The organism is Cystobacter fuscus, assembly GCF_002305875.1.
Classification (GTDB): Bacteria; Myxococcota; Myxococcia; order Myxococcales; family Myxococcaceae; genus Cystobacter; species Cystobacter fuscus_A.
Map to the genome: position 1 here is coordinate 2,817,699 of NZ_CP022098.1, position 10,984 is coordinate 2,828,682.

General features: G+C 67.9%; 7 protein-coding genes. 4 read left to right on the forward strand and 3 right to left on the reverse strand.

Features of this window, described 5'->3' with window-relative positions:
• Positions 1-92 precede the first annotated feature (92 nt).
• Positions 93-3,962 carry a hypothetical protein gene (locus tag CYFUS_RS11690; RefSeq protein ID WP_095985297.1) on the forward strand — a complete coding sequence of 1,290 codons (3,870 nt, stop codon included), beginning with the start codon at positions 93-95 and terminating at the stop codon, positions 3,960-3,962.
• Positions 3,959-4,744 carry a hypothetical protein gene (locus tag CYFUS_RS11695; RefSeq protein ID WP_095985298.1) on the forward strand — a complete coding sequence of 262 codons (786 nt, stop codon included), beginning with the start codon at positions 3,959-3,961 and terminating at the stop codon, positions 4,742-4,744. Before CYFUS_RS11690 ends, CYFUS_RS11695 begins: the two co-directional genes overlap by 4 nt.
• 52 nt (positions 4,745-4,796) lie before the next feature.
• Here CYFUS_RS11695 and CYFUS_RS11700 read toward each other — a convergent pair whose 3' ends face one another.
• The 3 genes from CYFUS_RS11700 to CYFUS_RS11710 are packed head-to-tail and all read right to left on the reverse strand — an operon-like array spanning position 4,797 to position 7,896.
• A complete protein-coding gene (locus tag CYFUS_RS11700; RefSeq protein WP_095985299.1) occupies positions 4,797-5,969 on the reverse strand; it encodes an FAD-dependent monooxygenase in 1,173 nt (390 codons plus the stop codon).
• A gap of 20 nt (positions 5,970-5,989) precedes the next feature.
• The gene (locus CYFUS_RS11705; protein WP_420042686.1) at positions 5,990-7,279 is read right to left on the reverse strand and encodes a pyridoxal phosphate-dependent aminotransferase; all 1,290 of its coding nucleotides are present in this window, start codon (positions 7,277-7,279) and stop codon (positions 5,990-5,992) included.
• Positions 7,280-7,299: 20 nt separating this feature from the next.
• Positions 7,300-7,896, reverse strand: coding sequence for a TetR/AcrR family transcriptional regulator (locus CYFUS_RS11710; RefSeq protein WP_095985300.1), 597 nt, complete (start codon positions 7,894-7,896; stop codon positions 7,300-7,302).
• 62 nt (positions 7,897-7,958) lie between these two features.
• Between CYFUS_RS11710 and CYFUS_RS11715 the strand changes: the two genes are divergently transcribed.
• Positions 7,959-8,771: a glutathione S-transferase family protein gene (locus tag CYFUS_RS11715; RefSeq protein WP_157758391.1), complete on the forward strand. Its 813-nt coding sequence runs from the start codon at positions 7,959-7,961 to the stop codon at positions 8,769-8,771.
• A gap of 87 nt (positions 8,772-8,858) precedes the next feature.
• The gene (locus CYFUS_RS11720) at positions 8,859-10,955 is read left to right on the forward strand and encodes a M13 family metallopeptidase (RefSeq protein ID WP_095985302.1); all 2,097 of its coding nucleotides are present in this window, start codon (positions 8,859-8,861) and stop codon (positions 10,953-10,955) included.
• Positions 10,956-10,984 lie beyond the last annotated feature (29 nt).

Below are 10,984 nucleotides of genomic sequence, written 5' to 3' on the forward strand. Positions count from 1 at the left end.
GCATCCCACCATGGAAGGTGTCCCAATCTCCTTTCTGGGTAGTCAGCGGCAGGGGCTATCTCGGGCGGTTGTCATTTCAAGGGGCACCTCGCATGGCGAAGGACTACGCAATCGTCGTCCGGAAGCGCCCTGTCGGGGACAGCCTCGGCACAATCCTGCTGGCCCTGGTGCCCTGGGGCGGGAGTTACGCCGGGCGAGCGAGGGACTCGTCGCGGCGAACCTCCGGCCAGCAACAGTCGGCCTCATCCTTTGGTTTCCAGGCTCTCCTGCTCGCGAGCTGTCTCATGGCCAGCATGAGCGCAGCCGGCGCGGAGTTGAGACGAGTGAGGGTGACGCTCTCGGCCGAAGCGCATTCGCGAGCCGAAGCCCTCAGCCCCCGCCTGGAGGACTGGAAGGAGGGCGTGCTCGCCCTCCGTGTGGTGGATCCCGGCCGTTTGGTGGTGAAGGCAGGTGGAGAAGTCATTGCCGCAGCGGCGCTCGGTTGGGGCGAGGACCAGCGGCTGCGGGTAGATTCGCTCGATGCCTACTCGCCCGAGGCCCTGCCGCGGGTCGTCAACCGCGAGCGCGGACGGGAGGAGGTGGTGGTAGACGTCCCGGAGGGAGTGGGCGCCGGCGAGCACCTCACCCTCACTTATGAATGGAACTGGAAGCACGCGGGGAAGCCCGCCCTGGAGCGCGCCTGGCGCCTCCCCCCCATGGAGGACATCCCGCCAGAGTGGCTGGAGGACGAGCCGTCCGAGCCCGAGCGAGAGGACACGCTCGAGGACGAGGCCGGCGCGCAGGCCGTCCTCTCGCCCGAACTGGCTCCGTTCCTCGTTCAAGTGGACCCGGCTCGGCCCGAGCTGCTCTGGGTTCCCGGGTATGCCTCGCGCGGGGAAATAGCCTCGCGGCTCTTCGGGGATGCCTCGGCGGCGGGCGCTTTCGATATCGAGCCCCGAGCGCCTCCCTCCAGCGCTGTGGAGGGCCTCCACGTCTGTGTGCGCGTGCGCCACCCGCCAGCGCTCGTGCCGGAGTTGCTCGCCACCATGCGTCATGCCCTGAATTCGCATCTGGAGGCGGATGTCGCTTGGAGCCGCGCCCAGCTTTCGGCGGCCACGCTGAACAGGGCCGGGGCCGCCGCACTGGTGGAGCGCGGCCTGCGCTGGGCTCAACGCTCGGACATTCAGGACGGGGCCGGGCAGAGCTACTTCGACCGGTACCTCCAGGCGCTTGAGCCCTTGAGGGACGAGTCGCAGCGCGGGCACATCCTTGGAGAGGCCGCCGAGCCCCTGCGGAAGGCCATCGCTCTGCGCTCCAAACGCTTCACGGCGAGCTACAGCGTCACGGATGGCTCGCCCGTCCTCGCCCCGGGCAGCGTAGTGGGCCGCTTTTATTTCGCCGACGGCTCCAGCATCCAGGTGCGCACCTTGCTGCTGCTCACCGAGGAGACGTCCCTGGAGCGTGCGGAGCTGCGCGTGCGCAACGCTCCACGCGGAAGCCCGCGCGTCATCATCCCCGGGGAGGACGGGCGCTGGCGGGGCTACAGCGCCGAATTCAACACCGTTGCTGGCGCTCCCGACCCGCTCGAACACCCCGAGGGTAATGCCTACTGGTACTACCCAGGCACGCTCCTCGTTCGACCGGGAGACTGGCGGCCGGGGGTGGGAGCCGGTACAGGCGAGTTGGCGGTCTTGCGGCGAGAGTTCCTCCAGACAGCCCTCGCCACGGTGACACCGCAAGCGCCCAAGTCCCTTGTTTCCCTCGATCATGACGTGCTCGCCCTCCTCACCCCGGACGAGCGACTGGGCGTCTTCAACACCATCCTCTCAGGCCCTGCGCTCACCTCCGACATGAAGGAGGAGGCAGTGCACCTGCTGGCGCGTGTTCTGCTGTCCACGCCTGACCGGGAGTTTCCACCGTTGGAGCGCAAGCTCACTTCGAGTGGGGTGCTGGAGAAGCTGCTCGGCAGCAACGCGCCGGACAGCAAGGTGTTGCTGGGACAAGCCTTCACCCAGAAGGCACTCGCTTCGTTTCCCCTCGTGCTGGACCTCATCGAGTCCTTGCCCACCTTCCACCTGGGGCGTGAGGGCGAGAGGACATATCTGCTCAACGTCCCCTCTGGGCTGGTGTCCACGACGTTGGTGGCGCCGGAGGCGTGGGAGGAGCAGCAGGGAGTGCGCATGGGTGCCGAACCCGCTCTGCCCGGAGAAGCGGCGGGACCTTCCAGGCGCATGGCCCTGTACTTCCAACCGGTGCGGCAGGAATTCCAGGCCCGCTATCTGTCCTCGGTGGACGAGGCGCCGCGCAGCCGGGCTCTGCACCCACTGGAATGGGTGCGGCTGGAAGTGCATGGGCCACAGCCGCGCACGCACCTGATGACGGCCATGGAGCTGGCTCTGCTCGCTTCCACGCCGGACAAGTCACTTGTGTGGTCGGCAGTGAGCCGCATCAGCGAGATGCACATGGTGTACGGCGCCGCTTCTGCCCTGACGAAGGCACCGCTGTGGACAGGAGTGTCAGCCACAGCAGCGCGAGGCGGCACGCTGGCGGCGGCACGCGGAGTGGCGGTGCGCCTCTTCGTGGGCCGTATCTCGTTGGTGGCGACTCTGGCGGTGGTGGACACGTACCGGGACGAGCTGTCGCGGACGCCCGAGGGACGGGACTTTCTCGCGGTACATGACCTGGCCATGGTGGCGCTGGCTGGCCGGGATATCTACAAGCTCGCCACCTCGGGTATAGGACGCGAGCTGGTACACCGGGGAGGGCTGGCGTTGAGCACGGCTGGTGCCCGAGCCTCGTCCGGACTGCGCGCGTCGGTGGAGTCCGTCCAGGCCCTGGTGAAAACGCTGGAGCGGACGCTCGCCGAGGGCAAGGCGGTTGCGACACCGGACGGCCTGCGGTTTTCCCTTCCTGGCGGCGCCGAGGCCTTCAAGCAGGCCTTCTTCGCCATTCGCGGAGAAATGGCCGCCGCAAGGGCCCTCGGGGGCATCCGCCGCGCGGGGCTCGCGGCCGAGGAAGCCGTGAAGACGCTGGAGGCGCTGAAGCAGTTGTCGGCGGAGAGCCAAGAAATGGCGAGCGCCTACAGCGCGGTGGCGCGGCGTGCGGCGGCCCTGCCGGCCGACAAGGCCCAAGCCTACCTCGCCGCAGTAGAAGACATGCGTGCCGCGACCCGCAGTGCGGCGAAGCCGGCGCTCGCGGAATTACTGAGGCGCTCGGGGGCTCCGAGCCTGAGGGACCCGCTTGCATTCCTGTCGGAGGCCGCGTGGCTCGTCAGTCACCCGGAACTGGAAGTCGAGGCAGTGATTGAGCTGGCGAGGAAGGCGCGCAGAGGCAGCGTGGACCTGGGTTGGTTGCGCTCGATGGGGCTGAATCTTGAGTACCTCGACTTCATGGGCAGGAACGAGAAGACGGCGTGGAAACTGTTCCAACAGGCGGCAGCGGAGCCGTGGAACCTGGCGGTGCAGCGGCGGGCGCGCGAGCAACTCCGAGGAATCGCGGTGGAGATGCTGACAGAGCGCAACGCTCAAAAGCTTTTCCCGGGCTTTCGAGTGACCGGGCGTCAAGTGCCATTGGAGGAGGGGCATATCATCGACAACGTGCTAACGGCGGTGATGGGGCCACGGCTCCAACATGGGGTAGAAGTAAAGGGCTGGAACAAAGACAGGTGGCGCATGGCGCTCAATGCATGGGATGCCAAACAGGGCACGCAGGCGATCAATGAACAGCAGGCCGCACTAGCAAATCAATTACAGCACCTGCTCGAACAACTCGCTGATGCGGCGAAGGCCCCCCGAGGGAGGCCCTTCCTCGTTATCACCGACAAGCTAAGTGGGCCGACCAAGGAGAAGCTGGCGGAATTCCTACGCAGAAACGTGCGGGGCACACAGATCATCGAGGTAGAGGAAGCCCAAATACTGGGGCAGACGAAGCAGTTGCGCGCAGCGCTCAAGCTACCGGAGGACTTGCCTGGAGGTGCACCATGAACCGGTGGCCTCTCTGGGCGGTCCTGGCTTCAGGTGAGCCGGCATGGCTGGAGAACCGTGCCTACGATGCATTGGGTCTGGAAAAGGGCGAGGAGGACGAAGAAGGGCCGCCGTTCGAGATGAGCTTGGGAAGTGGCCGCTACCACGCCATCGTGGGGACCAACCCCATTGACGTAGGCGCCGAGATTCAGATCTCCAAGGAACTATCGCTCGGTTGTGATGAGCCTGTGTACTCGATTGAGCGCGCCAACGATCCCTGGACCGTCATGTCGTGGCGAAAGGGCTCACCGGACGTCCTGGAGAACGATCCAGAATCCCTGGCGAAGTCTCTCGGTTGCCCGCTTCCAGGAGGCGCGAGATCGTCCAACCGAGCAGCGAAAGATTCCCTGCGGAAGGTCGCGATGGTGGAAGGAGTCCGGGCCCAAGAGGCGACTCGGGTTCTGGAGGAGGATGCTGGCGAGTCACTCACTCCAGGGCGCTATCGCCTTGAGGACACGCCGCAAGGGCTCCTTATTGCCAGCGGAACAGGCGACATAGGGTACGCCGACATCACTGTGTCGGAACGGATTCCCAATGCGACCGTATACGCAGTTATTGCATCGCCAGACCTGGACGAGTTTTTTGTCACCGTGAGGAGAGGGGGCGAGGGGGTCGAAGAGTTCGCCCAGCCGCCCGATGACCTTCCGCGTCTGCGAGTTGCTAGCGACATCAAGGGGGAGCGCTCACCGGATCGGATTCTCGCCGCGCTGGGCATCCCAGCCGAGTGGTTCCGGAATGAATGACGGGTGCCCGGGATGCCGCACCCAGGGACCTCGGCAGATCCGAGTCACCTGCTCAGGGGTCGAAGCGCATGACGTCGCGCACCTGCCGGAGGGCGGCCCCCGAGGGGACGAGGCGCATGAGGGTGTCGCGCAGGAAGCGGACCGCGGTGTTCTCGAGCTGGGCGAGGCGTCCGAGCTGGAAGGAGCGGGAAACGAACTGGTTGGCGCGCGCGAGCCGGCGGCGCTCGTACTCGGCGAGCGCCGTGACGGGCTCGGGCTCCCGGGCCAGGCAGCGGGCGAGCACCACGGCGTCCTCGACGGCCTGACAGCCGCCCTGTCCCATGTTGGGGGTCATGGGGTGGGCGGCATCTCCCAGCAGGGTCACCCGGCCCTGGCTCCATCGCGCGAGCGGCACCCGGTCATGGATGTCGGTGCGGAAGATGTTCTCCTCGGACGTGGCGTCGAGGACGGCGGCGATGGGCGCGTGCCAGCCGCCGAAGCACTGGCGCAGGGCCTCGCGGGCGCGGCCGGGTTCATCCCGGACTCCCGCGGGGGCGTTCCGGGTGGCGTACCAGTACACCTCTCCGTGCCCCACGGGGACGATGCCGAAGCGGGCGCCGGGCCCCCAGCTCTCGCTGGCGTGGGTGGGGGGGGCCTGGGGCGGCCGCGTCGTCATGCCCCGCCAGCTCGTGTAGCCCGAGTAGCGCGTGACATCGCCCCACAGCGCCTGGCGCACCACGGAGTGGAGCCCGTCCGCGCCCACCAGCAGGTCTCCCGTGGCGGTGGTGCCATCCGACAAGCGCACCGTCACGCGCTCGCCGTCGTCGTGGAAGCCCGTCACCGCGCGTCCCGTGTGCACCTGTCCCTCCGCGAGCCCGGAGAGCAGGACCGCTTGCAGGCGGGAGCGGCGGATGGCGATGGCCGATTCTCCCAGCTCCCGTGCGAGCAGGCCGAGCTCCACGCGGGTGAGCACCCCGCCGGAGTCGGTGAGCGTGGCCAGGGAGGTGAGGGGCTGGCCCTCCTGGCTCACCGCCTCCGCCAGGCCGATGGAGCGCAGCGCCTTCATGGCGTTCATCTGCATGATGATGCCCGCGCCCACCGGACGCAGGACCTCGGCGCGCTCGAAGACGGTGGAGGCGATGCCCGCCTGGCGCAGGGCTCGGGCCAGGGTGAGCCCACCAATGCCGCCTCCCGCGATGAGCACGTGGCGGGAGGGGGGGCTCGTGGGCGACGGTGGGGCGGACATGTGGCGGCTCCGGGGGGTGCTCAGCCCGTGGTGCGCGGGAGGATCATGGCTTCCAGCCGATCCACGGCCTTCTCCAGCACGTCCTGGGAGGGACCGAAGGACAGGCGCACGTAGTTGCGGAAGCGCGAGGGGCGGGCGCGGCGCTTGCCGGGGTTCACGTCGAAGAACTCCCCCGGCACGGCGATGATCTTCTGCTCCAGCGCGGCGCGGAAGAAGCCCATGCCGTCATTGAGGGGCGCGGGCAGGCCGGACACGTTGCCCCAGATGTAGAAGGTGCCATCGGGCGGGCGATCCGTGCGGATGCCCAGGCGCTCCAGGCGCGAGTGGAAGCGGTCTCGCTTGTCGCGGAAGTGGCGGTGGATGGCGAGCGTCTCCTTCACCACGAGCTCCTCGTCGAGCAGGGGGATGGCGGCGCGCTGCAGGGGCCGGCTGCCTCCGCCGTCGAGGAAGCTGCCCGCGCTGGACACCGCCTCGATGACCTGGCGAGGCCCCACGGTCCACGTCATGCGCCAGCCCGGGTAGCGCCAGTTCTTGGTGAAGCCGTCGAAGAGCACGACGGGATCGCGGTTCACGTCCTCCACGTAGCGCGCGGCGCTCTCGATGGGGAGCTGACCCGGGCGGCCCGTCCAGACGTAGTGCGAGTAGAACTCGTCGATGAGCAGGGTGCACTCCAGCTCCCGGGCGACGTGCACCCAGCGCGCCAGCTCCTCGCCCTGCACGAGCTTGCCCGTGGGGTTGCAGGGGTTGGAGAAGAGCAGGGCGGACAGGCCCCGGCCCTGCACCTCGCGGCGCAAGTCCTCGTGGGTGAAGGCATAGCCGCGCTCGCCCTCCAGGAGGATGGGGATGGAGGTGAAGGCCTTGAAGACGTCCAGCAGCTCCTCGTAGGCGGTGTAGTCGGGCAGGAAGTGGCCGAGGTTGACGGAGCCGAGGCTCGCGGCGGCGCGGGTGAGCGCGGTGCGTCCTCCTCCGGAGAGCGCGACGTTCTCCGCGCTGTACTGGCTGGGCAGGCCGCGCCGGTAGAGGCGGTTGTAGAGCGAGGCGATCGTCTCGCGCACCTCCCAGAGTCCCGCCACCGGGGCGTACTCCAGGTCGTTCACGTCCACCGTGACCTGGCCCACGCGAGGAGGGGCTCCGGGCAGGTCATCCGTTTCGGGCTGTCCCTGGCCGAGGTTGCACCACTCGGGGTCGCCTCCCTTGTAGCCCCGGCGCATGGCCTCGGTGGTGACGTAGATGACGCCCGTGCGCGGCACGGTGCGAAACGCGGGAAACGAGTCTTCGCTCACCTGCCGCACGCTAGCGGAGGAGGGCACGCGCTTTCACCATGAATGATTCACGGCGCGAAGAGCCGCAGCAGGGTGTTCGTCTTGGGGTACGGCACGTGATTCATGTGGGGGAGGATGCGCATCAGCGCGAGCCCCTGGATGGTGGCCAACCACATCCACGCGAGCTCGGCCGCGGGCGTGCGCACCACCTGTCCCGCCTCCTGGCCCGCTTCGATGAGCGTCACGAGCTGCTGGAAGAACTGCGAGCTGTAGCGCTCCAGGGCCTGCCCGACGGGGCCGGGCACGCTCTCGCTCGCGTGCGCCTGCACGAGGATGAGCGGGAAGGACGGCTCGCGCTGGACGCCGTCCAACACCCGGGTGCACAGCCATTGCAACTGCTCCCACGGGGAGTCGGAGTGCTGGCGGGCCTCGGCGATGAGCTGGATGCCCTGTTGTACGGACTCCTCGACGAGCGCGGCGAACACGGACTCCTTGTCCGGGAAGTAGTGGTAGACGAGCCCGTAGCTGATGCCCGCCGCGGCGGCCAGGTCCGTCATCTTGCTCGCCGCGAGCCCCTTGCGCGCGAAGACCCGCCGGGCCGCCTCCAGCAGGGCACGCCGTCGCTCCTCCTTCAACCGCTGGTTCTGTGCTTCCGTGCGAGGCATGGGGGCCCGGGCAACCTATCATGGCTGTACCCGGAGGTGCCGGAACGGCATGCTCCCGCGCCATGCCTCACCCCGACCGCACGCTCTATCAATTCCCCATCTCCCACTTCTGCGAGAAGACCCGCTGGAACCTCGACGCCAAGGCCATCCCCTATGGTGTCCGCAATCTGCTGCCCGGTCCGCACGCTCGAGTGACGAAGCGCTTGATGGGGGGGCGTGGCCACTCCGTTCCCGTCCTGGTGGACCGGGGCACGCCCCTGGGTGACTCCACCGACATCGCCTTGCACCTGGAGCGAGCCTATCCGTCCGCGCCCCGGCTGATCCCCGTCGAGGGGCCCGAGCGCGAGCGCGTCCTGGAGCTGGAGGCCTACTACGACGAGACGGCCGGCGTGCACGTGCGGCGCTGGGTGTACGCGAAGCTGCTCGAGGAGGAGTCGGAGGTGAAGTCCGTGCTCTTCAGGGCCTTTCCGCTCCCGGTGCGCCTGATCGGACGCGCGATGTTTCCCCTCGTGAAGAAGAACATCCAGCACCACTACGTCCAGTCGCCCGAGAAGGTGGAGGCGTCGCGGGTGGCCCTGCTGGCGGGAATCGAGCGGCTGGAGCGGGAGATCCAGGGAGATCCCGCGCGCTACCTGGTGGGGGACCGTCTGTCGATCGCGGACATCACCGCGGCGGCGCTCTACTCTCCGTTGATGCGCCCCGAGGGCTCTCCGTATGCGCCCCGGCGAGGGGAGCGCATGCCGCGTCAACTCGAGGGGATGCGCGAGGAGCTTCTGACTCGTCCCGCGGGCCAGTGGTTCTTGCGGCGCTACCAGGAGGATCGTCAGCGCCTGGCCCGGGGCTTCCCCCCGGGCGCGGACATTCCCCGGACGTGACGGTCCCTGGGGGCGGATGGGAATTTCCCGCCGCCTTCGGGGTTGGCGGCCCGGGTTTTTTCATCAACCCCAACCCCACGAGATTCCATGAACCGCATGAAGTTCCTCCGTCACGCCTGGGCCCCGGGTACGCTCGGAGCCTGCCTCCTGCTGGGATGCGCGGCGAGCACCCGCTCCACCTCTCCGGCGGAGTCCCCCTCCGCTCCCCAGGCGGAAGCCAAGAGCCCGACCCTGTCGCTCGGCGTCGAGACGAAGCACTTCGACACCAGCGTGCGTCCCCAGGATGACTTCTTCCGCTACGTCAACGGCACGTGGTTGAAGACGACCAGGATTCCGGCGGACAAGGGCCGCTACGGCTCGTTCATCGAGCTGCGCGACAAGAGCGAGGAGGCGCTGCGCACCCTCATCGAGGAGTCCGCCGCCGTGCAGTCTCCGGCGTCCGGCTCCGACACCCAGAAGGTGGCGGACTTCTACAAGAGCTTCATGGACTCCGAGCGCATCCAGTCGCTCGGCATCGAGCCGCTGCGGGCGGATCTGCAGCGCATCGCCGCGCTCAAGGACAAGAAGGCGTTGCCGGAGCTGTTCGCCGCGCTCGGGCGCATGGGCGTGCAGACGCCGTTTGGCGGCTTCGTGGGCCAGGACGCCAAGAACGCCGAGCGCTACATCCTCTACGTCAACCAGAGCGGGCTGGGGCTGCCGGATCGCGACTACTACAGCAAGCCCGAGCCGCGCTTCGTCGAGACGCGCGCCGCGTACCTCACCTACATCGAGACGCTGATGCGTCTGGCGGGAGAGAAGGATCCCGCGGGTGCGGCGAAGACGATCCTCGCGCTGGAGACCGCGCTGGCGGAGAAGCACTGGGATCGCGTGCGCAACCGCGACCGCGAAGCCACGTACAACCTCAAGAGCGTGGCGGAGTTGGACTCGCTCACGCCGGGGTTCTCGTGGACGAGCTATCTCAAGGCCGCGGGGACCGAGAAGTCGCCCGCCGTCATCGTGCGCCAGCCGGACTACTTCCAGGCCATGGCGAAGATGCTCCAGGACACGCCCCTGCCCACGCTCAAGCAGTACCTCACCTTCAAGGTGGTGAGCGGGTTCGCGCCCATGCTCAGCACGCCCTTCGAGCAGGCCCACTTCGCCTTCTACGGCAAGACGCTCCAGGGTCTGGAGGAGGACCGGCCCCGGTGGAAGCGCGGCGTGGAATCCGTGGACCGCGCGCTGGGCGAGGTGCTCGGCCGGATCTACGTGGAGCGCTACTTCACGCCCGAGAGCAAGGCGCGCATGCAGAAGCTGGTGGACAACCTCCGCGTCTCCTTCAAGCAGGGGATTGATCAGCTCGACTGGATGAGCCCGGAGACCAAGGCCCAGGCCCAGCAGAAGCTGGCGAAGTTCAACGTGAAGATCGGCTACCCGGAGAAGTGGCGGGACTACTCCGCGCTCAGCGTCCGGGCGGATGACCTGGTGGGCAACGTGAAGCGCTCACAGGACGTCGAGTACAACCGCAACGTGGAGAAGCTCGGCAAGCCCATCGATCGGCTGGAGTGGGGCATGACGCCGCAGACGGTGAATGCCTACTACAACTCCTCGATGAACGAGATCGTCTTCCCGGCGGCCATCCTCCAGCCTCCGTTCTTCGATCCCCAGGCGGATGACGCCACCAACTACGGCGCCATCGGCGGCGTCATCGGGCATGAGATCAGCCACGGCTTCGACGATCAGGGCAGCCGCTCGGATGGCGACGGCAACCTGCGCGACTGGTGGACGGCGGAGGACAAGGCCGCCTTCCAGCAGCGCACCGGCCAGCTCTCCGACCAGTACTCCAGCTTCAGCCCCCTCCAGGGGATGAACGTCAATGGCAAGCTCACCCTGGGCGAGAACATCGGCGACCTGAGCGGCCTGACCGTGGCCTACAAAGCCTACAAGCTGTCGCTCGGAGGCCAGGAGGCTCCGGTCATCGAGGGCTTCACCGGCGACCAGCGCTTCTTCCTCGGCTGGGCCCAGGTGTGGCGCACGGCCAACCGCGAGGATGCGCTGCGTCAGCAACTCCTCACGGATCCGCACTCGCCGGGCGAGTACCGGGTCAATGGCGTGGTGCGCAACATGCCCGAGTTCTACTCCGCCTTCGGTGTGAAGGAGGGCGATGGCGCCTTCCTGCCGACCGACAAGCGCGTGAAGATCTGGTGATTCGCGCCTGAACGCGCGCGGGCCCGGGA

Excerpts from the sequence above, each read along its gene's own strand:
- CYFUS_RS11690 (WP_095985297.1), top strand. The coding sequence starts at position 93 with ATGGCGAAGGACTACGCAATCGTCGTCCGGAAGCGCCCTGTCGGGGAC.
- CYFUS_RS11695 (WP_095985298.1), top strand. The coding sequence starts at position 3,959 with ATGAACCGGTGGCCTCTCTGGGCGGTCCTGGCTTCAGGTGAGCCGGCA.
- CYFUS_RS11700 (WP_095985299.1), bottom strand. The coding sequence starts at position 5,969 with ATGTCCGCCCCACCGTCGCCCACGAGCCCCCCCTCCCGCCACGTGCTC.
- CYFUS_RS11710 (WP_095985300.1), bottom strand. The coding sequence starts at position 7,896 with ATGCCTCGCACGGAAGCACAGAACCAGCGGTTGAAGGAGGAGCGACGG.
- CYFUS_RS11715 (WP_157758391.1), top strand. The coding sequence starts at position 7,959 with ATGCCTCACCCCGACCGCACGCTCTATCAATTCCCCATCTCCCACTTC.
- CYFUS_RS11720 (WP_095985302.1), top strand. The coding sequence starts at position 8,859 with ATGAACCGCATGAAGTTCCTCCGTCACGCCTGGGCCCCGGGTACGCTC.